The organism is Ensifer adhaerens, assembly GCF_001270265.1.
In the GTDB taxonomy this organism is placed as follows: domain Bacteria; phylum Pseudomonadota; class Alphaproteobacteria; order Rhizobiales; family Rhizobiaceae; genus Ensifer; species Ensifer adhaerens_B.
The window spans coordinates 238456-260684 of record NZ_LGAP01000001.1 but is presented as its reverse complement, the minus strand read 5'-3'; the positions used below and the strand labels follow the sequence as shown (position 1 = coordinate 260684).

Here is a 22229-nt window from a genome sequence, read left to right as displayed (position 1 = left end):
TCCGCTTGAAATGACGGGCGCGGCGTTTTGTGCGGCACAACGCAGGCACTTTTGCGCTCAGGCTTCGTGTGTCAACGCCGCTCCAAGACGAGCCAACCGCCGAGAATTTCCAACTGTTTCAGGCTAGCACGCGATGGCGGGCAGCAGCCCGCCATCGCACGCGCAATCGTCAATCCGCCGGGCCGGCAAACAGGATCAGATTGCCGTCGAGATCGAGGACGATGAAATTCCGCGCACCCCACGGCTCGGTCCGCAAGGTCTGATGGAAACGCACGCCGGCGGCTTGATAATCGAGGAACAGGCGCTTGATCTCCTGCGATGTACCGACGGTCAGCGAAGCGGAAAGCAGGTGTTCCCGTTCCCGGATGTCTCCGACGAATACGGGTTCACACACCAGGCGCAATGCGAGCAGCGCGTTGTCGCGCATCACCTGACCATAGAAGGGCGGATCGCCGTAGACGAAGTCGACGGCAAAACCGAGCTTATCCGTGAAGAAATCGCAAGATGCCTTGATATCGGCGACGAACAATTGCGCCGAAGTCGATCGCAGAACAGGGCGAGGTGCTGCTTGCTTTGCTTGAATGCTCATTGTCAGGGCTCCTGATTTGAGCGGCTGCCAGCCGTCAAACCCCATCTGCCGCGCGACAAGCTCCTGGGCGTCCGCAAGCTTGAAGTCCGCCTTCAATATCTCCCGGTCATCCAGGTCGCGAAAGCGCGGCAAGGCATTCCTGATTTCGGCAGCGACGGGAAAATATCCTTCGCGATGCCATCTCAGATATTGCTTGGCCTGCTTCTTGAGGTTTTCCAGGTTCGGCATGGGCGCAACTAAGGTCTATCTACCGTAGGTGGGCGTTGCCCTTTCGACCTTGCACCGATGCGCCCTACGCAGCGTCAAAACATTGACTCGCAGAGAGCCATGTTGTCAACGCGCTGACACCGCAAGCCGAAACCTGTTGCCAGAACCGCTTGATTGCACCGCTGATCAGCCAGTCCCACACAACTTGTGCTCTTGCGGGCCGAACCCGGACGCCCTTAGAAATAGCTGTCTTACCCGCCTTGCAAAGAGCCAGCACCATGCCGCCAAAGCCCGCCATCACCATCGACAGTGCCGAGCGGCGCGTTTCGATCGACGTGCACAACCCGGATTTCTATCGTTCGCCATCGTCGGCCTACGCAGAGATTCACGCTCACTGCCCGGCATTTTACTGGAGCGAGCGCGAGCAATGGTATTTTGCGGGCTATGATCAGGTGAATGCGTTGCTGCGCGACCGGCGTTTTGGGCGGCAGATCCTGCACGTGGCGACCCGCGAAGAACTCGGCATGCCGGCACCGAAGCCGCATCTGAAGGATTTCGACGCACTCGAGGAGCATTCGCTGCTGGAACTCGAACCGCCTGCCCACACAAGGCTTCGCACCCTCGTCAACCGCGCCTTCGTCTCAAGGCAGATCGAACAGTTGCGGCCGGACATTGAACGGCTGTCGCATACGTTGATCGATGGTTTCGAGCGTGACGGCGAAGTCGAGCTGCTCAAGACCTATGCCGAAACCATTCCCGTGACGATCATCGCCCAAATGCTCGGCATTCCCGTCGAGGCGGCGCCAAACCTTCTCGACTGGTCGCATCGCATGGTGCGAATGTACGTCTTCAATCCAAGCCAGGAAACCGAACTCGACGCCAACCAGGCATCTGCCGACTTCGCCGACTACTTGAAGGCGATCATCGCCGAGAAACGCCTTAGGCCGGCCGACGATCTGCTGACGCATATGATCACGTCGGAGAAGGACGGTGAACGGTTGTCAGAGGCAGAGCTGGCCTCCACGGCCGCCCTGCTTCTCAACGCCGGCCACGAGGCGACCGTGCATCAGATCGGCAATGCGGTCAGAACGATCCTGCAGTCGGGCCACGCGCCTGGAGATCTGTTCGCAACCGAGGCGACGACCGAGCTTGCGATCGAGGAATGCCTGAGATTTGCGGCCCCGCTGCATATCTTTCAGCGCTACGCGCTGTCGGATGTGGAACTCGAGGAAGGAATCGCGCTTCGCAAGGGCGACAAGATCGGTTTGCTCCTTGGCGCCGCCAATGTCGATCCCCGAAAGTTCAGCGACCCTTACCGCTTCAAGCCCGCGCGCGACGAAGGCGCCAACGTCTCATTCGGTGCCGGCCTGCATTTCTGCATCGGAGCGCCGCTCGCCCGGCTCGAACTCAAGCTGTCGCTGCCGATCCTGTTTCAGCGCCTGCCCGGCATGCGGCTGAAACACCAGCCGGAGGTCAGGGACAGTTTCCATTTCCATGGACTGGAGCGGCTGGACCTCGTTTGGTGACGGCACGCTTTGCCCGGTTGCGCCAACAAAACGGCTTCGACGCGACCGCCAAAGCCGTTTGATCCCAGTTGTGGAGGAGAACGCGCCTGAGCCTCAGACGGCGGCGGCCGCCGGTTCGATACCGTAGCGAGCCGCCGGTCTGTCATGCGAAAGATTGGGCGCCAGCACCAGGCGCGCCTCGGTGAAGGCTTCCCAGTCGGCAGCGTCGGGCAGCGATGGGATGGTGACCAGTTCTCCCCGGTCGAAACCGGCAAGTGCCGCGTCGACGAGATCGGTGGCGTCCATCACCATCGATGGATCGAGCCGGTCGATCGAGCCGCCGGCCCGATCGAAGATTTCGGTGCGGGTCAGCCCGGGCAGCACCGCCTGGACCTTGACGCCCTTGCCTGCAGCTTCCGCGTTGATCGACTGGGTCAGGTTGAGCACGAAGGCCTTGGTGGCGTTGTATGTGCCGTTGAACTGCTCGGGCACCAGCGCCACGACAGAGGCGATGTTGATGATCGATCCCTTACCGCGCGCTGCGAACGTCTGGGCGGCGGCAATCGCCAGCCGGTTCACTGCGACGACGTTAAGGTCGATCATGGCTTCGAGATAATCCAGGTCATCGGCGAGCAGCGGGCCCTTCGGGCCGATCCCGGCATTGTTGACGAGGAGTTCAATCGCCGCGTCTTCACGCAGGCGCTTCTCAACGCCCCTTACGTCATCCCGTAGCGTCAAGTCCGCCTTCAGCACATCGACGGCGACGCCATATTGCGCCGAAAGCTTGGCGGCGAGGTCGGAAAGACGCTTTTCGTCGCGCGCCACCAGAACCAGGTCATGGCCGCGTTGTGCCAACCGGTCCGCATAGGTCGCGCCGATACCCGAAGAAGCGCCCGTCACCAGTGCCTTACCCTTTTTCTCCACTGCACTCATTGTCGGTTTCCTGTTCCGATTTCAATTTAGTGGTATATGCCATTAAATATACAGTAAACTGGACGCTGCACAAGAGTGGCGCTACCAAAGTCGAAAACCGGTGCCGTAGCCCGGTGGAGGAAACGATGGACGACACACCGAAGGGTATCTGGGACTTCTGCACCAACAGCGCGCTGAAGCGCGCCTCGCGACAGTTGGGACAGCTCTATGAGGATGTGCTCGCGCCGAGCGGATTGCGCGGCACGCAGTATTCGCTGCTCAGCCAGATCGCCCATAGCAGGAATGCGTCGCTGCGCACACTCGCGGATCTGCTGGTGATGGATCTATCGGCGCTTGGCCACACGCTGAAGCCGCTTATCCGCGACGGCTATGTCGAGCTGGTACCCGACGCGTCGGACCGGCGGGTGAAGCGCGTGCAGCTGACGCCATTCGGCGTCAAGAAACAGCAGGAAACGACCGATCTCTGGCGCAAGGCGCAGGCGCGCTTCGAAAATGCCCTCGGCAAACAGGAAGCCGAAGCGCTGCGGCGGGCGCTGAACGGGATCTCGGAAGCCGCGTTCGCCGAAGCGTTTGCACGGGCGTCGGACAGTACCGAGCCGGGCGCGACCGGATAACACGTCGATCAGAGACGGATGACGTAATCCTTGCGGGTCGTCTCGATAACCTCCCAAGTTCCCTTGAAACCGGGCCTGAGGATCATGCTGTCGCCGGCACGAAGATGCATCTCGGCGCCACCGTCTTCGGTGACGACCGAGTGGCCGGACAGGATATGGAAATACTCCCATTCGTCATAGCTGATGCGCCACTTGCCCGGAGTGGATTCCCAGACGCCGGCATAAAGCCCGCCATCGGCCTCTTCGACGTTCCAGGTGCGGAACCGGGGCGTGCCGGCGATCAGCCGATCGGCGGCGGGCTCGCCGATTTCGGGCTCGACCGCCGCGAGGTCGAATTTCTGCATCTTCACCATAGATCAACAGCTCCGAAGGGGACGGGAATAAGCTACCCATCATTTGGATGTCCTAAATACGTTCATTACTCTGGCAGGCCATTTTGGCACCGACCCGTTTTCGGCGGCCTGGACTTCTGATCGCGGATCGCTTCCCTCGATGAGCATGGTCGCGACACGGCAGACAATGCGATAGCTTGATAAACCTCTTCGTCCGCCATCACATTCCGGTTCGGCTTGAATTGATGGGGCGTCGCTCCTGGAGGCTTCCGAAAGGCGATCTTCTCCATCTCTCAGTAAACTACGGTATTTTACTCTGGCTGCGCCAATACCGGTACTATCCTCGGGGCGATCGTTTTCGCAAGGGAGTGGTGACATGAGCGAAGTAAAACAGCCAGACCCCAACGCCCCGGTTCCAAGCGCGGCAGATTTGCGAAAAGCCCTGTTAGAAAAGCAATTGGCCTCGATGGATCGTGAAGACGCGATCAGGTCGCGGCAGCGGGAGGAGCGTGCCAAGTTCGCCGATGAATTCTTCAAGTCGCACGTCAGCGACGAAGAGCGAGCAATTATCCGCAAGGTCGTGATGAGAGCGGTTTCCGACGGGAAAATGGAGGCGCTTGTATACAGTTTCCCATCGGATTTCTGCACTGATAGCGGTCGTGCAATCAACAACAGCCAACCCGATTGGCCCGAGACGCTACAAGGCAAGGCCAAGGAACTTTACGACCGCTTCAAACTGGTAGCGCAGCCACAGGGCTACCGGCTGAAAGCGATGGTTATCAATTTTCCCGGTGGCGTGCCGGGTGATATAGGCTTCATCTTGAACTGGGAGCAGCCGATCGCCTAGCGCAACGCACAATGATGGCAGTTGCAGCGCGCAGCCCGACCTTCAGTGCTGCGGTCGATTTCTGTTCGTGCATGAAAAGCCGCTGGGAGCGCGAGCATGGACGAGAACCGAACTCGCAATGACGAGCGCATCGATACTGCGAAAAGTACACTCCCAGCGATCGAGACGCGGATCACCGATTTTGTCAGGCTGGGCATCGTTGGGTTGTTTGCCTATTGGTCGCTCACGCTCGTAGCGCCGTTTGCCATTATAGCAATCTGGGCCGCCATTCTAACGGTCGCACTCTATCCCGCCTATGCGCGGCTCCGTCTCATGTTGGGCGGTCGCGGCCGGCTTGCAGCGCTTATTATTACCCTGCTCAATCTCGGCATCATCATCGGCCCGTTGGCCGCCATTGTCTTTGGCTCGGCGGAAGCAGCTCAAGTGCTTTTCACAAGATTCAAGGACGGCGGCATCACCGTTCCACTGCCTGCCGAAAGCGTGCGTCACTGGCCACTGGTTGGCGAACGTCTCTACGCAAGCTGGGTGCTTGCCTCCAGCAACCTCGACGCCCTGATCAAACAACTCGAACCGTCCCTCCTGCATGTGGGCAGTTCCGCGGTCGGCATTATTGCGAGCATAGGAATCGGGCTGTTGAGTTTTGTGGCGTCGGTGATTGTTGCAGGCTTCCTGTTCCAGCCTGGGCCCCGCATCGGCAACGTGATCATGACGTTTGCAGACCGGATCGCCGGCCAAAGGGGCCTCGGCTTCGTCAAGATGACAACCTCGACAATCCGAAACGTGGCGAGAGGCGTCATCGGCGTTGCCCTCATCCAGACATTTCTCTGCGCGATTGTGCTTCACATATTCGCCGTGCCTTTGCCCGGTCTGATCGCCTTTGCAGTCCTCATCCTCTGTATCGTTCAAATCGGTCCAGCGCCCGTGTTGCTGCCATTGGCGATTTGGGGTTGGTCTGCGCTTGATACGGGCAGCGCGCTCGCGCTCACGCTTTTGCTCGTCCCCATCGGATTGATCGACAACATCATGAAGCCAATTCTGGTCGCTCGCGGCCTCTCGACGCCGATGCTCGTTATCCTCATCGGCGTGCTTGGCGGCACACTGTCATATGGCCTCATCGGCCTGTTCCTGGGGCCGATCGTCCTAAGTGTCTTCTACGATCTGCTGCTCGTCTGGCTGCGAGCCGGAAGCGAGACGCAGCAACAAGGGCCTACGGCCTGATCCTGAGCGTTCCTTCAGAGGTGGCGCTGACGGGAAGCCCCACCTCCAGGCTCACTGGCGCGCGCCAAATACGTCGGGCACGTAATTGCGTGGCGTCGTGTCGTCGACCCATCCGTCAGGCCTTTTCTGCCGTTTCCCCAGATCGGGTTTCTGGAATTTGACCTTCTCGTAGGGAATCGACTTCAGAATATGCGTGATGCAGTTGATCCGTGCGCTCTTTTTGTTGTCCGACGGAACCATCCACCAGGGCGCGTGCTGGCTATCCGTCATTCGGATCATGTCGTCGTAGGCCCGCGTGTAGTCCCACCACCGCTGATAGGATTCAACGTCCATCGGGCTCAGTTTCCATTGACGCAACGGGTCTTCAATCCTGCGGCGAAAACGACGTTCCTGCTCGTCCTCGCTGACTGTCAGAAAATACTTGAGCAAAGTCACGCCACTTTCGACAATCGCAGCCTCGAAACTTGAGGCGAGTTCGAGGAACCGGCGCGCCTGCTTGTCGGTGCAAAACCCCATGACGCGCTCGACGCCCGGCCTGTTGTACCAGCTGCGATCCAGGATGAGGACTTCACCAGCAGCTGGTAGCAATGCGATATAGCGCTGCATGTATATCTGGGTCTTCTCGCGATCGGTCGGAGCCGGCAATGCGACAACGCGAAAGACACGGGGGCTGACGCGCTCGGTGAGACGTTTGATGACACCGCCCTTGCCTGCCGCATCGCGCCCCTCAAAGATGATCACCACTCGTGCGCCCGACTTTTTCACCCAGGCTTGAAGATGTGCGAGTTCGACCTGCAAGCGCGCCATTTCCTTTTCATAACGTGCCGTATTCTGTTTCTTGCTTTCACCGTTTTGGTGCGTCGCCTTATCGACCTTCTTATCCATTTTCATTCCTCCTGATGCTGGCCCCGCACGCCTGCCGCGGCGGTCGCCTCTTGTGGGAAATGCTTTGAATCACATGCCTGGAAAGCGCGAAAAGCATCATCGAGATCAGCGAACACGAATGCCTCGCCGATCTGTTGCAGCACCCCGGCTCGTTCCAGCAATTCCTTGACTTCGGCGTGGAGTTCTGCGACCGCCAGCGTCGTGCCGCGGTTGGCGAGATCGTCGCGAACCCCCGCCAGCATCACGGCGGCAGTGCTATCGATCTGAACAATTGCGCTGGCGTCGAGGACAAACCAACGCGTGTCCGCAGGCAGTTCCTCAAAAATTGTCCGGATGCGTGATTGCACGTAGTCGGCATTGAAAAAGAGAAGGCTGCCTTGGATAAGGCAGACCGCGAAACCCGGCACGGGGAGCGCGTCGGGCGTGCGATGAAGCTTGTAGAACCCATCGCGCCCGGCAAGCCGGCCAAGCAGCGCATCGCGCGGAAACATCATCTTCAGCAGGAGGTAGATGAGGGTGGCGGCGATCGCGATGACAACCCCGTTCAGAACGCCGAGGCTGATTGCACCCCACATGGTGACAAGTGCAAATGCGAATTCCGCACGACTTACCCGCCAGATTTGTCGAAGTTCTCTCACATCGATGAGACTGATGGCCGCTGCTGCCAGAATTGCGCCGAGGGTTGGCGTTGGCAATATGGTCAGAGCGCGGCCCAGATAAAGCAGGGTGATCACGAGTGCGGCGGCCGACACCAGGCCGGCCAGTTGTGACTTGCCGCCCGCCGACAAATTGATGGCGGTCCTGGAGTCGGACATACTGACCGGGAATGCGCCGAACATTCCCGCCATCACGTTGGCAGCACCGAGGCCCACAAGTTCCTGGTCTGCGTCCACGTGTTCGCCGGTTCGTGTTGCAAAGCTGCGCGCCGCCACGATACCTGATCCGAAACTGACAAGGAAAATCGCCCCGGCACCGAGCAGCACCTTGTCCAAGGGAAAGGCCCAAATCGGAGGCAGTGAAAGGCTGGGGATGGAAGAGGGTATATCGCCGACCACCGCAACGCCCATGCCCTTGAGATCAAGCACAGCCGATAATGCCACCGAAATGACAATTGCAATGACAGGACCGGGGACAGGAAGCCGTAGCGCCGTCGCAATCTGCAAAAGCACGAACATCGAGCCCGCGAGCATCAGTGACGGCCAATGGATGTCGCCGCTCTTTTGCAGAAGCTCGAAGAGCGGCGCAAAAAGCCCGTCAGCCTCGATGGAGACGCCGGTAAAGCGGCCGATCTGACCGACAAGTATCGAGAGGGAAATCCCGGCGAAGAAGCCGACCAGGATGGGTCGGGAAAGAAATGTCGCCAGTACGCCGAGATGCAGGAGACGCGCGGCAAGACAAAACCCGCCAACGGCCAGGGCCAGGACCGCCGCGATAGCGACACGGTCGTGCGAGGCAGCCGTCGGCATTGCCGCTATGATCAACGCAATCGCCGCCGCGAGCACCGTCATACTGGCCGCATCCGGTCCGACGATCATTCGATGCGACGGACCAAAGACAGCATAAGCGACCGGTGCCGCAATACTGGCATAGAGCCCAACCTCGGGAGGAAGACCGGCAATCGCTGGATAGGCAATGGCACTTGGCAGCCCAACCGCCGCTATCGCCAACCCTGCCGAGATATCGTTTGGAAGCCACGCGGCGCGAAAACCACCGAAACCAGAGAAGACCGGCAGGTGAAAGCGATCACTCATTGCGCACTCCCTCACCGGTCAAACGACATGTGTTCGGTCTATTGCGCACTCCCCTCCCCGCGCCCGTGCGCGTTCCCGGCCAAGGAGGTCTCTCTCGCTCGATGAAGTCGGCAACACTTTGGGAGCGTGGTGTCGAACCTTCGCCAAGACCGAGGAGTCTCGCCAACCGATCAAATATATCGCTCAAACAATAAAAGGGCTTGTAACATCGTGTAGTATCGGGTGCTCCTGGCCGCACCCATATCGGAACTTTCGCCGGCCTACTCTTCGGATACCGCGAGGCCTGCCTGACGTAAGCCGTCTATAAATTTCGCCTGGTCGACCGGGCGGGAAACGCGAATGGCAACTTCACGACGGATATTGCGCACGAGTTCGGGCGCATTGGTGCGAAGCCATTGCAACTCCAGCGCGGCCTCCTCGGTCTGCCCGGAGCGGCCGAGGATCGCGAGCAGTATCAGATGGTAGATCGGATTCGCCTGCATATCGGCCAGCCGGGCCCACCGTTCCGCCGCCGGATAATCGCCCGAGATGTAGGAACAGACCGCCAAGGCCGTTTCGAAGTAGCCAAGCGGTCCAGGGTTCCGTTCGACAGCCCCGCTTACCAGTTTGCAGCCTTCCGGCCATTGACCCGACAAGGCAAGTCGGAACCCATACTCACCCGCAAGTTCTGTATCGTTCGGGTTGATCGTCATGGCGCGTGCGCCAACCTTCAACGCCGTATCGATTTCCCCACGAAAGAATAATCCGAGCATTTCCGCCTGAAGCGCCCGCACGTTCTGCGGATCGAGTTCAACAGCACGCGCTGCGGTCTCGACAGCACGGTCCAGAGAGACTGGCGCCGCCTCGTCGAAACGATAGCGAAAGCGAAGCTCATCGATATAGGTCAGGGAAAGGAGTGCCCACGCGGTGGCGTAGTTCGGGAATCGCGCGACTGCTTTCTGCAGGCAAGTCTGCACCGAGGCGTGCGTTTGTGGATCGAGGTCAGCCCGATAGCCATAGTAGGCAAGCGTACATGCGTATGCCTCCCAATCCTGAGGCGGCGATTGTGTTAGGTTTGTGGCATCGGCCTGAAAAATGATCCCATAAGGCTGGGCCAACGCCGTTGCAACCGATCTCGCCACTTCCGCCTCAATTGTGAGGAGGTTACGAACATCGAGAACCTCGTCATAGTTGCTTGCCCATATGATGGACTGATCGGATCTTTGAACCAGGCGGACGCTTAGTCTCAATTTGGTGCTGTCGACGCGGACGGTTCCGTGCAACGCGTAGAGCGGCGGTTTGAAGCCAAGTGTCTTCGCAGCAGGCAGGTCAGAGGCGCGCCCCGCCACCACCGCTATCTCTTTAAATTTGACGATTTGGCTGATCACCTCATCGGTCAGCCCGCGGGCGATTATGGACGAAAGCTGACCATCAGACAGATCTTCAAAGGGCTCTACCAGTAGTCGCGGAATATCCGGCTGGGCTTCGTTCTGTTTTGTAAGCGCGTTTTCGCGTCCCGCAGGCAACTCGGTCAGTTGGGGCAACATGGTCATGATGAAGACGATCAACGCCAATGCGGCGACGCCGAACGTCAGCCAACGCCAGCCACGCCGCAGCGGTCGTCGCGCGTCATCAAACTCGCCGTGACCAATCCTCTCAGCCGGCATCCGCCGCGTAAATGTAGGAACATATCCGCCTTTCGGTATCGCTATAATGATCGGATCGTCGCGCCCAGCGACCAAATAGTAACGTTCGAGGGCTCGGCGCACCCGCCCGGCCTCAATACGCACGGCTGGATCAGCTTGAGCGTCGAAGGACGCTTCTCTGCCGAAGACTTCGGTCGCAATGGTGTATGCCTTTATTCGCCCGGCCCTGCCTGCGATCGCTTCCTCGATGACGTAACCTAGAAACTTGCGAGCGCGTTCGGGCGTGTCGAACTCGGGACTGGATCGAATTCGGTCGAGTTGCGCGCGTATCTCGTGTTCGCTCGGGAGCGTTGTCGGTTCGTCAACGGCACTCGCTCTTATGGCAAGAGGCATGCCCTCCCCCTATGTCCCGATGGGCGCGCAGGCGCCAGGGGTCACGTATGCTCCTGTAAACTACGTGCGCCATCGCAAGATAACACAATATAAGAATACACGTATATCACGTATATATCGTGTCGCCGCTTCGGCCGGAGGACCGAGATGGACAAGAATTCCCACGAAACAGAGGAGAGGCAGGGCCTGGTGGCGGCAACACGCCGCTTTCCGATGCAGTCGCTGGAAATCAGAAGACGGGTACTTAGAGACGAGAATTTCAGGGGAATCTGTGCAGACTTGGCTGCCGCTGAAAGCGCCTTGGCTTCCGTGGACAGCTTCCCAGCCCACCTGCGTGACGAGCGTCGGGCCGAGTTTGAAGGCATGATCGAAAGCTTGGCGCTGGAGATCGCGCAAAGCTTGAAATAGCCGAAAGCTGTCAAACGGACCAGCCGAGATGAAGGTGAGGACCGCAAATGATCGGCAGGAACGGCATTTTCGCCGCTGCCCATCAACAAGCTTGAGCTTCACCCCGCTCTGCTTCACGAGATCGAAGGGCGCGAGGATAGCCGTGCATTCGAGGCCTACCTGCTGATGATCTTCGACGAGACGTCGGCTCCGCCCTCGGGGATCATGGAATTTGCCCTGAACCGGCGGTCAAAATGCGCTTGCGCCATATACGAAGCCAAACGCCCGAGCCGCCCGCTTTCACGCCGTTTTTCGAATGCAGCCACGAGACCATTGTGGATCAAGGCAAGAACCGCTCAGCATGCAGCGAATATTTTCTACCAGGCAATTGTCGACCAGGCTCATGACATTTGATCGCCCGCCTCCGACACACCGCTAGCCCCTGGTGGGGCGGTACGCTGCTACACCGCATCAAGGGCCGAACATGTCTCTCAAAACGATCCTCGTATTTGTTGATTTCTCGCCAGCAGGTGAAGTGCGCACGCGCTACGCCGTAAATTTGTCGCTTCGACACGGCGCTCACTTGACCGGGGTATATGTCGCCCCGTCTGGATGGCGAGGGGACCGGGCGGGATGCTATGTCCGGGGGCAAGATGCGATCCGGCAATTGATCGAACAGCGTAAGTCCGAGGAGGCGACTGCGTCGGATGCAGCGATGCAATGCTTCAAGGCGGCAACTCAGCGCGAGGACATAAACTTCGACTTCCGCATCATTCGAGAAAGCGACGCGAACGAGCACGCGAAGCTGCATTCGTTGCATGCCGATCTCACCATCGCAGGCTTCCCAGCACCGGGAGGGCTGCCGGAGAACTGGTCGCCGGAAGATATGCTCCTGGCGACAGGGGTGCCGTTGCTCATCGTCCCCGATACATGGAATCCAGATTCGATCGCGGAGCGCATACTTCTTGGCTGGAACGCCAGTCGCGAGGCACGCCGGGCGATAGCGGATTCGCTTCCACTCTTGACCGCGGCACAATCGGTTTCCGTCGTCGTCGTCGATTCCGACGGCAATCCACGTCACGGCGAGGAGCCTGGCGCTGATGTTGCGCTGTATCTTAGCAGGCATGGCGCAAACGTTATCGTAGAGCACGTGCAATCGTCAGGACACCCCGTTGCGGAAGTGCTTCAGGTGGCAGCGAAGCGAAATAACAGCGATTTGCTCGTCGTCGGCGCGTACAGCCATTCCCGGTCCAGACAGACGATCTTTGGTGGGGTGACGCGCGCCCTGCTCGCAAATGTCACAATTCCCCTGCTCATTGCCCACTGAAACCGTCTTCGACCGGGCGATATCATCTTCGCCGTCTTGGAATGCGGTCAAAGCGGCCACAGTGCAAGCTGGTACAGGAGCCAGGCGCGACCTCGCCTGGCTCCTGTCATGGCGGCAGTACATTTACGCAAAGTCGATCGCCTCAGGGCCAATCGTTCGCAGACGTCCAGCGGCGGCCTCCATGAAACACATCAGATCTTTGCGAGCGACTGCTCGAGATCGGCGATGATGTCGGAAACGTCCTCGATACCGACAGACAGACGCACGACGTCGGGGCCTGCCCCCGCCGCAACCTGCTGCTCCGGCGTCAACTGGCGATGGGTGGTCGAGGCCGGATGGATGACGAGCGAACGGGTGTCGCCGATATTGGCCAGATGAGAGAACATCTCGAGCCCTTCGACGAAACGCTTTCCTGCCTCGTAGCCGTCCTTGAGACCGAAGGTGAAGACGGCGCCGGCACCCTTCGGTGCATAGCGCTTTTGCAGCCCATTGTTCGGATCGTCCTCAAGCCCGGCATAGTTGACCCAGGACACTTTGTCGTGGCCCTTGAGCCACTTGGCGACGGCAAGCGCATTGTCGCAGTGGCGCTGCATGCGCAGCGGCAGCGTCTCGACGCCGGTCAGGATCATGAAGGCGTTAAAGGGCGAAATCGCCGGTCCGAAATCGCGAAGCCCGAGAACGCGCGCGGCAATCGCAAAGGCGAAATTTCCGAACACCTGGTGCAGCACGACTCCGGCATATTCCGGACGCGGCTCCGACAGCATCGGATACTTGCCTGACTTCGACCAGTCGAAGGTCCCGCCGTCGACAATGACGCCGCCCATCGAATTGCCGTGGCCGCCGATGAATTTGGTGAGCGAATGCACGACGATATCGGCACCGTGTTCCAGCGGACGCAAGAGGTAGGGTGTCGCCATCGTGTTGTCGACGATCAGCGGCAGGCCGTGCTTGTGTGCGACCTCGGCAATCGCGGCGACATCGACGAAGGTGCCGCCCGGGTTGGCCAGGCTTTCGATGAAGATCGCCTTGGTCCGCGCGTCGATCTTGGCCTCAAAGCTCGAAGGATCGCTCGGGTCCGCCCAGCGAACCTGCCAATCGAAGGACTTGAAGGCATGGCCGAACTGATTGACCGAACCGCCGTAAAGCCGGTTGGCGGCGACGAAGTTGTCGCCCGGGCTCATGATCGTGTGGAAAACGAGAAGCTGGGCCGCATGCCCGGAAGCAACCGCAAGTGCCGCGGTGCCGCCTTCCAGTGCTGCGAGGCGCTCTCCCAGCACCGCCTGTGTCGGGTTCATGATGCGGGTGTAGATATTGCCGAACTGCTGCAGGCCGAAGAGCGCTGCCGCATGGTCGGTGTCGTTGAAGACGAAGCTGGTCGTCTGGTAGATCGGCGTCGCCCGGGCGCCCGTCGTCGGATCTGGTTGCGCTCCGGCGTGGATTGCGAGCGTGCTGAAACCAGGATTGTCTTTCGTCATTCATCCCTCCCATGACCAGGACACCGCACCTCCCGTGGAGGCGCCAAGGGCACCCTATCGCGTTGATTCCAGGCATCTTGCGCGTCGAAGACCAGCTTCGATTTCGGCCTCATGCGCTGGAGCGGCGGCACTATCCCAGAGCCGCCACGCATGGTCAAAGAAAGATTTTTTCAAAACTGACGGTTGAGCGAAACATCGCTCGCCCCGATGCTGCCTCAACTGATCAGGCGTGGATATTCCATCGCCGGACAGCGATCCATGACGACCTTGATGCCGGCTGCCTCCGCCTTGGCGGCGGCGGCGTCATGCCTCACCGACAGCTGACCCCAGATCGCCTTCGGCAAGGCCTCGAGCGCCAGGATCTCGTCGACGAGCGCCGGCAGCGCAGCGGCCGCACGAAAGACGTCGACCATGTCGATCGGCTCCTTGATGTCGGCGAGCCGGCCCACGACAGGCTGATCGAGGATCGTCTTGCCGACATGACCCGGATTGATGGGGATGACGCGATAGCCCTTGCGCAGAAGGAAGGCCATCACCCGATGGCTCGGCCGCTCGGCGTTCGGCGATGCGCCGACGAGGGCGATCGTCTTTGTCGAACGCAGGATGTCGGCGAGGTAATAATCCGGGTAGGCGTCGTGGTTCATGTTTTGATCCGAACTCATCTGTTAAACGCGTGTATAGTTGGCACGGTGACGGCACGTGTCAATCGAACGCCCGATCTCGGCGGTGACCCTGCATGGGGCATCATCCGGCCAGTTTCCGGTTGCTTTTCCCGTACAGTGGCGCGACAACGCTGGCAACGGCCTGCCCCATCGTCCACCGAGGTTTCATCTTGCCCCTTGATGTCATTGCGCTCGTCCTTTTCGGGGCGTTGTTGCACGCGACCTGGAATGCCCTGGTCAAGGCTGGTTCGGAGAAATCGCTCGATGCGGCAATGATTGCGCTCGGCGCAGCGGTCGTCGCCATCCCCTTCCTGCCATTCCTGCCATTGCCGCAGCCGGAAGCCTGGCCGTTCATTCTGGTTTCGGCACTCTTCCAGTTTGCCTATTTCCAGTTGGTCGCGGCCTCCTACCGTGCCGGCGATATCGGCCTCGTCTATCCCCTGATGCGCGGCGTAGCGCCCCTTATCGTCGCGTCCACCAGCAGCGTCATCATCGGCGAACAGCTGACAACCGGCGCAATGGCGGGCGTGCTGACGATCAGCGTCGGCGTGCTGACGCTCGCGTTCGAAGCGCGCAAGGGCGGCAAGCATGCGATCATCCTGGCGCTGCTTAATGCCTGCGTGATCGCATGCTATACCTTTGTCGACGGCATCGGCGCCCGTGTTTCGGGCAACGCGATCTCCTACACTTTGTGGATGGCGCTGCTTCCGCCGGTGTTGCTGTTTACCTGGGCTTTTGCTCGGCGGGGCATCAAGCCGGTGGCCCGCCACGTCTACAAGCACTGGTGGCGCGGCCTCATCGGTGGTGCTGGCTCCATTGGCGCCTACGGTCTGGCGCTTTGGGCGATGACGAAGGCGCCGGTCGCCAGCGTCGCGGCTCTGCGTGAGACCTCGATCCTGTTCGCCGTCGTCATCTCGGTCGTGTTTCTGAAGGAGCGCGTCAGCGTCTGGCGCATTGCCGCCGCCTGCGTGATCGCGCTCGGCGCCCTTCTCCTGAAACTGACCTGACCGCTATTCCTCTGTCCACTCCGGCATGCGCTTGCCGAGGAAGGCGCCGATGCCGTTCTCGGCGTCGCCGGCCAGCATGTTTTCGACCATGACGCCGACCGCGTAATCGTAAGCCTCGGGAAGGCTCATTTCCGCCTGGCGATAGAAGGCTTCCTTGCCGATCTTCAGCGCCTGCGGCGACTTCGAGGCGATGACGGCTGCATATTTGTCAACGACCTGGCGAAGATATTGCTGGGGCACGATGCGATTGACGAGGCCGAAATCCTTGGCGGTCGATGCATCGATCGTCTCGCCCGTCAGAAGCATTTCCATCGCCTGCTTGCGGTGTGCGGCGCGCGACAGAGCCACCATCGGCGTCGAGCAGAACAGGCCAATGTTCACACCCGGGGTACAGAAGGTGGAGCTGTCGGTGCAGATCGCCAGATCGCAACTGGCAACGAGCTGGCAGCCGGCAGCCGTCGCGAGACCGTCGATCTCTGCGATGACCGCCTGGGGCAGTCGCGTGATTTTCATCATCAGGTCTGCAGCAAGACGGATCGTCGTTTCGAAGAACGCCCTGCCCCCATCGGCATCAGCCCGATGCGCCGTCATTTCCTTGAGGTCATGGCCCGCAGAAAACAGCTTGCCGGATGCCGCCAGCACCACAACCCTGATATCCCCAGAATGGGCAATGGCGTCGAGTGCCGTGTGCAATGCCTCCATCAGCTCAATCGACAGCACGTTGGCCGGCGGATTGTTGAGCGTCAGCCGGAGCACCGGCCCCGAAAGCTCGCGTACCAGCAATCCACTCGGCTCCTCCTTCCGAAATGAAACAACGTCCGCCATGCTTTTCTCCTGCTGTCTTGTCTATCCCAGTAAATGGGCATCCGTGGTACGCCGCCTCTTGCGACCTTTCAAGTCGGTGGTGGGCGCAGCGACTAAGACCTTTTTCCGCCTTGCGCAAAAGCACATGTCGGCTTCACTAAGTGTGCCAAAGCCTGCGCAAAGGAAAAGCTGCCGATGAAATTCCAGCCCATCATGACGGTCGAAGAGCTGAACCGGTTTCTCGACACGGACTTCCCCCAGGTCCACACGGACGGCAAGGTGTTCCACGTCACTGCCACCGGCCCCGGATTTGCGAAGATGCGGCTCGATCCGAACGAGCGTCATATCCGGCCGGGCGGCACCGTATCGGGCCCGACGCTTTTCGCGCTTGCCGATGTTTCGGCCTATATCGCGCTGATCGCCCATATCGGCCCGGTGGCGCTCGCCGTCACCACCAATCTCAACATCAATTTCCTGCGCAAGCCGGAGCCGCAGCCGCTCGAATGCACCTGCCGCCTCCTCAAGCTCGGCAAGCGATTGGCCGTTCTCGACGCCTCGGTTGCCATGGTCGGCAGCGACGATCTCGTGGCGCATGCGACGGCGACCTATTCGATTCCGCCGCACTGAATTGGGGTAACAAACTACCACATAGATAACATATTGTTTTTGCATTGTTTTATTTCACGTCGGCGAAATTCACGTTGTTGACGCCGGTTTAGCGCTTGCGTATAAGCACCCTCAGATCGCGGTCCCTCTCGGGCCGCTTTCTTCTTTTGGCTGAATTTCAGCCAAAACCAAGCAACAAGAAACGCCCAGCGGTTCGCCGTTCGGGTCCAAAGAAAGAGTTTTGTTATGGCAACCTTCGTTCAGAAGCCTGCAGAGGTGGAGAAGAAGTGGATCATCATCGATGCCGAAGGCCTCGTTGTTGGTCGCCTCGCTTCCATCATCGCGAACCGCCTGCGCGGCAAGCACAAAGCCACCTTCACGCCGCATGTTGACGATGGCGACAACGTCATCGTGATCAACGCCGAGAAGGCCGTGCTCACGGGCAAGAAGTACACCGACAAGAAGTACTACTGGCACACCGGCTACCCCGGCGGCATCAAGGAGCGCACCGCGCGCCAGATCATCGAAGGCCGCTTCCCGGAGCGCGTCATCGAGAAGGCCGTCGAGCGCATGGTTCCCCGCGGCCCGCTCGGCCGTCGCCAGATGAAGAACCTGCGCGTTTACGCAGGCACGAACCATCCGCATGAAGCACAGCAGCCGGCCGTCCTCGACGTCGCCAAGCTGAACAGCAAGAACACAAGGAGCGCCTAATGGCCGACCTTTCCGCTCTCAAGGAAATCGCCACGACTGCGGAACCGGCAGCTCCGGTTCACGTCAAGAAGGTCGACGCTCAGGGCCGCTCCTACGCGACCGGCAAGCGTAAGAACGCTGTCGCCCGCGTATGGGTCAAGCCCGGCTCGGGCAAGATCACCATCAACGGCAAGCCGTACCTCGACTACTTCGCTCGTCCGGTTCTGCAGATGATCCTGCAGCAGCCGATCGTCGCAGCTGCCCGTGATGGCCAGTTCGACATCGACGCGACGGTCGCTGGTGGCGGTCTCTCCGGCCAGGCCGGTGCCGTTCGTCACGGTATCTCCAAGGCGCTCACCTACTTCGAACCGGGCCTGCGCCCGGTCCTGAAGAAGGGCGGCTTCCTGACCCGCGACAGCCGTGTCGTTGAACGTAAGAAGTACGGCAAGGCCAAGGCCCGTCGTTCGTTCCAGTTCTCCAAGCGTTAATCGCTGGCAGACACTGCATTTTGGAAGGCCGGGTTCGCCCGGCCTTTTTTTGTGTCAGATCGGCAGCTCGGTCGTCGATTTCAGCTCGCGCAGCACGAAGCTCGAAACCACCGTGCGCACATGCGGATTGCGCATGAGATAACGCGTCATGAAGGCATCGTAGCTGTCGACGTCGTTCGCCCGGATCTTCAGCATGTAGTCGAAGGTTCCCGACAGCGCATAGCACTCCATGATCTCCGGTCGGTCGCGCACAACCGCCGAGAAAGCAGCGATCGCCTCGTCGTGATGATCCTCCAGCGTCACATGGGCGATGATGCACAGTTTCAGATCGAGCTTCGACGGGTCGAGCAGCGCCACCCGCTTGCGGATCACGCCGTCCGCCTCCAGCTCCTGCAGCCGCCGCCAGGCCGAGCTTTGCGACATGCCCGCCCTTTCCGCGAGCTCAGACAGCGACTGACCGCTATCGGCCTGGATCAACCGCAGCAGCTTGCGCAATGGGTGGGAAGTTTCCTTCAAATCTGACGACATTTCGAAATTTCCTCCCGCAACAGCGCACTCCACCGGCAACTGTGAAACAAATACTCGCGCCATTCGCGATACAATTGCAACAACTGGATGTTTTGACGAATGAGGAGACGTCATGCCCATGGAAAGCAGCTACACCGCGAAACTGCCCGAGCCGGATGGCAGCTATCACTACACGCCCGAGGAGGATGCGATCTGGGGCGAGCTTTACCAGCGACAGATGAAGCTGCTCGCGGACAAGGCCTGCGACGAGTATCTGGAAGGCGCGCGCAAACTCGGCCTTGGCCCAGACCGCGTGCCGCAGCTGCGAGACGTCAACCGCCGCCTGCAGGAGACCACCGGTTTCGGTGTCGAAGGCGTACCGGCATTGATCCCGCCATCGCGGTTCTACGAACTTCTGTCAGAGGGCAAGTTTCCGCTCGCAACCTTCATCCGCCGACGTGAACATATCGACTATATCGAAGAGCCCGACATCTTTCACGAGGTCTTCGGCCACTGCCCGCTCCTGACCAACCAAAGCTACGCCAACTTCGTCCGCCGCTTCGGCGAAAAGGCCGTCGCGCTCGGCAAAGGCTATTCCTGGCATATGTTCCGGATCTTCTGGTTCACCGTCGAGTTCGGGCTGATCAACACGCCGCAAGGGCGCCGCTGCTTCGGTGCCGGCATCGTGTCGTCGCCGAACGAGACCCGCACGGCGATGGAACCGTCGGCCAGCGAGTTTCGCCCCTTCGACCTGATGACGGTGCTGCGCACCCCCTATCGCATCGATATCGTCCAGCCGATCTACTACGTCATCGACAGCTTCGCGCAGCTTGAGTCCATCATCGAAGAAGACATCGGCGCGCGCATCACCGAGGCCAAGGCGCTCGGCGACTTCGCGCCGACCTTCGAAGCCAAGGCGTCCTGACAGCATTACAGCGCCGCGCGTCAAATATGACGCGCAAAGGACGCTGTAACACTTTGAATCTGCTGCATAATTTTATCCTTAAATCGGAACGGATTTAAGGAATTATGCAGTAGAATTCGCCGGCAGGGACTTGCCTTGCCGGCGACGATTGTCCAACGTTCCGCCATACACGGGAGGCGGGATATGGCGAACAGGACGATCGATCACGCGCTGACGGCGCGCACACTCACATCGGCGGCATCGGACCCGACGCATGCCGGCATCCTTTCTTTCATGCGGCGCAAATATTCCAAGCAGCTGAGGGACGTCGATGCCGTCGTCTGGGGCATCCCCTTTGATGCCGCGACTTCCAATCGTCCCGGCGCGCGTTTCGGGCCGCAGGCGATCCGCCGCGCGTCGGCGATCTTCGACAACGATCCGCAATACCCGTTCGAGCGCGACCTCTTTGCCGAAATGGCAACGATCGACTACGGCGACTGCCTGCTCGACTATGGCAACCACTCGAAAACGCCGGCGACGATCGAGCGCGAAGCCGCAAAGATCCTGAAGAGCGGCGCCTATCTCCAGACGCTCGGCGGCGACCATTTCGTCACCTACCCGATCCTCAAGGCTCACGCCGCGATCCACGGCCCCCTCGCACTCGTCCAGTTCGATGCGCATCAGGATACCTGGCCGGACGAACGCGGCCGCATCGACCATGGCTCCTTTGTCGGCCGTGCGGCGCGCGCTGGCCTGATCGATACCGACGCATCGATCCAGATCGGCGTACGCACCCACGCGCCGGAGGATTGCGGCATCCGCATTCTCTATGGATACGATGTCGAGGAAATGAGCGTCACAGACATTGCCGACGTCATCATCCAGCAGGTTGGAGAGCGCAAGACCTATCTGACTTTCGATATCGACTGCCTCGATCCGGCCTATGCCCCCGGCACCGGCACCCCGGTTGCCGGCGGGCCTTCCAGCGCCAAGATACTTTCGGTCCTGCGTAAGCTCGGAGCCCTGACCGTCGTCGGCAGCGATGTCGTCGAAGTCGCGCCTGCCTATGACCACGCCGACGTCACCGCCATCGCCGGCGCGACTGTCGCCATGTACATGCTGGGCCTGCACGCCGAAAAGCTGGCGGAGCGTTCGACACTTCGCTGACGCCTGGCCGGCATCAATCGAGATTGAGCAGACCCGCATCCTGACGCTGGCGCAGATGCTGATCGACGAGCGCGCGATCAGTGGCACGCGTGATAGCGGCCATCGCAGGCGTCACGCGTCGCCGAACCGTTGCTAGCGCGGGCTGCCCGGTTGCGGGCTGCGGCCGCTGCTTATATATGAATACGACCGCGCCACCGGGCGGGCGCTTCACGCGCGAACGGGGCGTTGAGAAACTGAATCAAATCTGTGCCAGATTGATTCCGGAATGACTCGTAACCTTCTGGAAGAACGGGAAAATCATGAAACCGAAGATCTTCATCGATGGCGAACACGGCACCACCGGGCTGCAGATCCGCACCCGCATGGCCGGCCGCAGCGATCTCGAACTCCTGTCGATACCGGAAGCCGAGCGACGCAACGCCGCGATGCGTGAAGACCTTCTGAACAACGCCGACATCGCAATCCTCTGCCTGCCGGACGATGCGTCGCGCGAGGCTGTCTCCATGGTTGCCGGCAACAACCGGGTGCGCATCATCGATACCTCGACCGCGCACCGGATCGCACCGGACTGGGCCTACGGGTTTGCCGAGATGGACAAGGCACAGCCCGCCAAGATCCGCGATGCGCGTCATGTCGCCAATCCCGGCTGCTACCCGACGGGTGCGATCGGCGTGATCCGGCCGCTGCGCCAGGCCGGCATCCTACCCGATGGATACCCGGTAACGGTCAACGCCGTTTCCGGCTACACCGGTGGCGGCAAGCAGATGATCGCGCAGATGGAGGACGAGGCAAACCCGGATCACATCAGTGCGCCGCATTTCCTCTACGGGCTGACACTCAAGCACAAGCATGTGCCCGAAATGAAGATGCACGGCCTTCTCGACCGCGCGCCCGTGTTTGCGCCTTCGGTCGGCAAGTTCCCGCAGGGCATGATCGTGCAGGTTCCGCTCTATCTCGACGATCTCGCCTCCGGCGCGACGGTCGAGAGCATTCATGCGGCGCTCGTCGAACATTATAGCGGCCAGTCGATCGTCGAAGTGGTCCCGCTTGCCGCCAGCGAAAAGCTCGGCCGCATCGATGCCACGGAACTTGCCGGTGAAGATACGATGAAACTGTTCGTGTTCGGCACGCCAGGCGGAACTCACGTGAACCTCGTCGCCCTGCTCGACAATCTTGGCAAGGGTGCCTCGGGCGCCGCCGTCCAGAACATGGATTTGATGCTGTCTGCTTAATCGCTTGCAGCCATCGGAACGAACAAGAAAGGCCCCGGAGAGATGCTGAACTGACCCCCGAAAGCTGGACCTCC

General features: G+C 60.2%; 23 protein-coding genes. 13 read left to right on the top strand and 10 right to left on the bottom strand.

Annotated features, from left to right (window positions below; translation table 11 throughout):
* Nucleotides 1-169 precede the first annotated feature (169 nt).
* Complete coding sequence (locus AC244_RS01220) at nt 170-817, bottom strand: VOC family protein (protein ID WP_053247028.1); 648 nt, start codon at nt 815-817, stop codon at nt 170-172.
* A 257-nt stretch (nt 818-1074) separates the two neighbouring features.
* On the opposite strand from AC244_RS01220, the gene AC244_RS01215 reads away from it, so the two are divergent.
* Complete coding sequence (locus tag AC244_RS01215) at nt 1075-2322, top strand: cytochrome P450 (RefSeq protein WP_053247027.1); 1248 nt, start codon at nt 1075-1077, stop codon at nt 2320-2322.
* A gap of 93 nt (nt 2323-2415) precedes the next feature.
* Here the strand turns inward: AC244_RS01215 and AC244_RS01210 are convergent, their stop codons facing one another.
* A complete protein-coding gene (locus AC244_RS01210; protein WP_053247026.1) occupies nt 2416-3234 on the bottom strand; it encodes an SDR family NAD(P)-dependent oxidoreductase in 819 nt (272 codons plus the stop codon).
* 125 nt (nt 3235-3359) lie between these two features.
* Between AC244_RS01210 and AC244_RS01205 the strand changes: the two genes are divergently transcribed.
* On the top strand, nt 3360-3848 hold the full coding sequence (locus AC244_RS01205; protein WP_053247025.1) for a MarR family winged helix-turn-helix transcriptional regulator: 489 nt from the start codon (nt 3360-3362) through the stop codon (nt 3846-3848).
* A gap of 8 nt (nt 3849-3856) precedes the next feature.
* Here AC244_RS01205 and AC244_RS01200 read toward each other — a convergent pair whose 3' ends face one another.
* The gene (locus tag AC244_RS01200; protein WP_053247024.1) at nt 3857-4201 is read right to left on the bottom strand and encodes a cupin domain-containing protein; all 345 of its coding nucleotides are present in this window, start codon (nt 4199-4201) and stop codon (nt 3857-3859) included.
* Nucleotides 4202-4556: 355 nt separating this feature from the next.
* On the opposite strand from AC244_RS01200, the gene AC244_RS01195 reads away from it, so the two are divergent.
* Nucleotides 4557-5027 (top strand): hypothetical protein, encoded by a 471-nt coding sequence (locus tag AC244_RS01195; RefSeq protein ID WP_053247023.1) that lies wholly within the window; start codon nt 4557-4559, stop codon nt 5025-5027.
* Between the two features lie 96 nt (nt 5028-5123).
* Entirely contained in the window at nt 5124-6245 is a 1122-nt protein-coding gene (locus tag AC244_RS01190; protein WP_053247022.1) for an AI-2E family transporter, read from the top strand.
* A 51-nt stretch (nt 6246-6296) separates the two neighbouring features.
* On the opposite strand, the gene ppk2 is transcribed toward AC244_RS01190, so the two are convergent.
* The 3 genes from ppk2 to AC244_RS01175 all read right to left on the bottom strand — a co-directional run bounded on the left by ppk2 (nt 6297) and on the right by AC244_RS01175 (nt 10899).
* Nucleotides 6297-7130 carry a polyphosphate kinase 2 gene (gene ppk2 / locus AC244_RS01185; protein ID WP_053247021.1) on the bottom strand — a complete coding sequence of 278 codons (834 nt, stop codon included), beginning with the start codon at nt 7128-7130 and terminating at the stop codon, nt 6297-6299.
* A gap of 2 nt (nt 7131-7132) precedes the next feature.
* Nucleotides 7133-8881, bottom strand: a complete 1749-nt coding sequence (locus AC244_RS01180) for a SulP family inorganic anion transporter (protein ID WP_063934063.1) — start codon at nt 8879-8881, stop codon at nt 7133-7135.
* 260 nt (nt 8882-9141) lie between these two features.
* Nucleotides 9142-10899, bottom strand: a complete 1758-nt coding sequence (locus AC244_RS01175) for a hypothetical protein (protein WP_053247020.1) — start codon at nt 10897-10899, stop codon at nt 9142-9144.
* Between the two features lie 147 nt (nt 10900-11046).
* Between AC244_RS01175 and AC244_RS01170 the strand changes: the two genes are divergently transcribed.
* Together AC244_RS01170 and AC244_RS01160 are read left to right on the top strand one after the other, a co-directional pair.
* On the top strand, nt 11047-11307 hold the full coding sequence (locus AC244_RS01170) for a hypothetical protein (protein ID WP_053247019.1): 261 nt from the start codon (nt 11047-11049) through the stop codon (nt 11305-11307).
* A gap of 463 nt (nt 11308-11770) precedes the next feature.
* Nucleotides 11771-12613, top strand: a complete 843-nt coding sequence (locus AC244_RS01160) for a universal stress protein (RefSeq protein WP_053247017.1) — start codon at nt 11771-11773, stop codon at nt 12611-12613.
* A gap of 191 nt (nt 12614-12804) precedes the next feature.
* Here the strand turns inward: AC244_RS01160 and AC244_RS01155 are convergent, their stop codons facing one another.
* Together AC244_RS01155 and AC244_RS01150 are read right to left on the bottom strand one after the other, a co-directional pair.
* A complete protein-coding gene (locus tag AC244_RS01155; protein ID WP_053247016.1) occupies nt 12805-14088 on the bottom strand; it encodes an O-acetylhomoserine aminocarboxypropyltransferase in 1284 nt (427 codons plus the stop codon).
* 215 nt (nt 14089-14303) lie between these two features.
* Nucleotides 14304-14732, bottom strand: a complete 429-nt coding sequence (locus AC244_RS01150; protein ID WP_053247015.1) for a CoA-binding protein — start codon at nt 14730-14732, stop codon at nt 14304-14306.
* 188 nt (nt 14733-14920) lie between these two features.
* Here AC244_RS01150 and AC244_RS01145 point away from each other — a divergent pair, with 188 nt between their 5' ends.
* The gene (locus AC244_RS01145) at nt 14921-15757 is read left to right on the top strand and encodes an EamA family transporter (protein WP_053247633.1); all 837 of its coding nucleotides are present in this window, start codon (nt 14921-14923) and stop codon (nt 15755-15757) included.
* Nucleotides 15758-15760: 3 nt separating this feature from the next.
* Here the strand turns inward: AC244_RS01145 and AC244_RS01140 are convergent, their stop codons facing one another.
* Nucleotides 15761-16582, bottom strand: coding sequence for an enoyl-CoA hydratase (locus tag AC244_RS01140; protein ID WP_053247014.1), 822 nt, complete (start codon nt 16580-16582; stop codon nt 15761-15763).
* 174 nt (nt 16583-16756) lie between these two features.
* Between AC244_RS01140 and AC244_RS01135 the strand changes: the two genes are divergently transcribed.
* From AC244_RS01135 to rpsI, 3 genes are all read left to right on the top strand, one after another.
* Nucleotides 16757-17188 carry a PaaI family thioesterase gene (locus AC244_RS01135; RefSeq protein ID WP_053247013.1) on the top strand — a complete coding sequence of 144 codons (432 nt, stop codon included), beginning with the start codon at nt 16757-16759 and terminating at the stop codon, nt 17186-17188.
* A gap of 225 nt (nt 17189-17413) precedes the next feature.
* Nucleotides 17414-17878 (top strand): 50S ribosomal protein L13, encoded by a 465-nt coding sequence (rplM, locus tag AC244_RS01130; protein WP_025426557.1) that lies wholly within the window; start codon nt 17414-17416, stop codon nt 17876-17878.
* The gene (gene rpsI, locus AC244_RS01125) at nt 17878-18345 is read left to right on the top strand and encodes a 30S ribosomal protein S9 (protein WP_053247012.1); all 468 of its coding nucleotides are present in this window, start codon (nt 17878-17880) and stop codon (nt 18343-18345) included. Before rplM ends, rpsI begins: the two co-directional genes overlap by 1 nt.
* Nucleotides 18346-18399: 54 nt before the next feature.
* On the opposite strand, the gene AC244_RS01120 is transcribed toward rpsI, so the two are convergent.
* Nucleotides 18400-18873, bottom strand: a complete 474-nt coding sequence (locus AC244_RS01120) for an Lrp/AsnC family transcriptional regulator (RefSeq protein WP_414735868.1) — start codon at nt 18871-18873, stop codon at nt 18400-18402.
* 112 nt (nt 18874-18985) lie between these two features.
* On the opposite strand from AC244_RS01120, the gene AC244_RS01115 reads away from it, so the two are divergent.
* The 3 genes from AC244_RS01115 (at nt 18986) to argC (ending at nt 22155) form a co-directional block, all read left to right on the top strand.
* Nucleotides 18986-19777 (top strand): phenylalanine 4-monooxygenase, encoded by a 792-nt coding sequence (locus AC244_RS01115; protein ID WP_053247011.1) that lies wholly within the window; start codon nt 18986-18988, stop codon nt 19775-19777.
* 183 nt (nt 19778-19960) lie between these two features.
* Nucleotides 19961-20923, top strand: a complete 963-nt coding sequence (speB, locus tag AC244_RS01110) for an agmatinase (RefSeq protein ID WP_053247010.1) — start codon at nt 19961-19963, stop codon at nt 20921-20923.
* Between the two features lie 299 nt (nt 20924-21222).
* Nucleotides 21223-22155, top strand: coding sequence for an N-acetyl-gamma-glutamyl-phosphate reductase (argC, locus tag AC244_RS01105; protein ID WP_053247009.1), 933 nt, complete (start codon nt 21223-21225; stop codon nt 22153-22155).
* Nucleotides 22156-22229: the final 74 nt, after the last annotated feature.

Bases quoted from the DNA above. Each gene is read 5' to 3' on its own strand.
- AC244_RS01220 (WP_053247028.1), bottom strand. From the start codon at position 817: ATGCCGAACCTGGAAAACCTCAAGAAGCAGGCCAAGCAATATCTGAGA.
- AC244_RS01215 (WP_053247027.1), top strand. From the start codon at position 1,075: ATGCCGCCAAAGCCCGCCATCACCATCGACAGTGCCGAGCGGCGCGTT.
- AC244_RS01210 (WP_053247026.1), bottom strand. From the start codon at position 3,234: ATGAGTGCAGTGGAGAAAAAGGGTAAGGCACTGGTGACGGGCGCTTCT.
- AC244_RS01205 (WP_053247025.1), top strand. From the start codon at position 3,360: ATGGACGACACACCGAAGGGTATCTGGGACTTCTGCACCAACAGCGCG.
- AC244_RS01200 (WP_053247024.1), bottom strand. From the start codon at position 4,201: ATGGTGAAGATGCAGAAATTCGACCTCGCGGCGGTCGAGCCCGAAATC.
- AC244_RS01195 (WP_053247023.1), top strand. From the start codon at position 4,557: ATGAGCGAAGTAAAACAGCCAGACCCCAACGCCCCGGTTCCAAGCGCG.
- AC244_RS01190 (WP_053247022.1), top strand. From the start codon at position 5,124: ATGGACGAGAACCGAACTCGCAATGACGAGCGCATCGATACTGCGAAA.
- ppk2 (WP_053247021.1), bottom strand. From the start codon at position 7,130: ATGGATAAGAAGGTCGATAAGGCGACGCACCAAAACGGTGAAAGCAAG.
- AC244_RS01180 (WP_063934063.1), bottom strand. From the start codon at position 8,881: ATGAGTGATCGCTTTCACCTGCCGGTCTTCTCTGGTTTCGGTGGTTTT.
- AC244_RS01175 (WP_053247020.1), bottom strand. From the start codon at position 10,899: ATGCCTCTTGCCATAAGAGCGAGTGCCGTTGACGAACCGACAACGCTC.
- AC244_RS01170 (WP_053247019.1), top strand. From the start codon at position 11,047: ATGGACAAGAATTCCCACGAAACAGAGGAGAGGCAGGGCCTGGTGGCG.
- AC244_RS01160 (WP_053247017.1), top strand. From the start codon at position 11,771: ATGTCTCTCAAAACGATCCTCGTATTTGTTGATTTCTCGCCAGCAGGT.
- AC244_RS01155 (WP_053247016.1), bottom strand. From the start codon at position 14,088: ATGACGAAAGACAATCCTGGTTTCAGCACGCTCGCAATCCACGCCGGA.
- AC244_RS01150 (WP_053247015.1), bottom strand. From the start codon at position 14,732: ATGAACCACGACGCCTACCCGGATTATTACCTCGCCGACATCCTGCGT.
- AC244_RS01140 (WP_053247014.1), bottom strand. From the start codon at position 16,582: ATGGCGGACGTTGTTTCATTTCGGAAGGAGGAGCCGAGTGGATTGCTG.
- AC244_RS01135 (WP_053247013.1), top strand. From the start codon at position 16,757: ATGAAATTCCAGCCCATCATGACGGTCGAAGAGCTGAACCGGTTTCTC.
- rplM (WP_025426557.1), top strand. From the start codon at position 17,414: ATGGCAACCTTCGTTCAGAAGCCTGCAGAGGTGGAGAAGAAGTGGATC.
- rpsI (WP_053247012.1), top strand. From the start codon at position 17,878: ATGGCCGACCTTTCCGCTCTCAAGGAAATCGCCACGACTGCGGAACCG.
- AC244_RS01120 (WP_414735868.1), bottom strand. From the start codon at position 18,873: ATGTCGTCAGATTTGAAGGAAACTTCCCACCCATTGCGCAAGCTGCTG.
- AC244_RS01115 (WP_053247011.1), top strand. From the start codon at position 18,986: ATGCCCATGGAAAGCAGCTACACCGCGAAACTGCCCGAGCCGGATGGC.
- speB (WP_053247010.1), top strand. From the start codon at position 19,961: ATGGCGAACAGGACGATCGATCACGCGCTGACGGCGCGCACACTCACA.
- argC (WP_053247009.1), top strand. From the start codon at position 21,223: ATGAAACCGAAGATCTTCATCGATGGCGAACACGGCACCACCGGGCTG.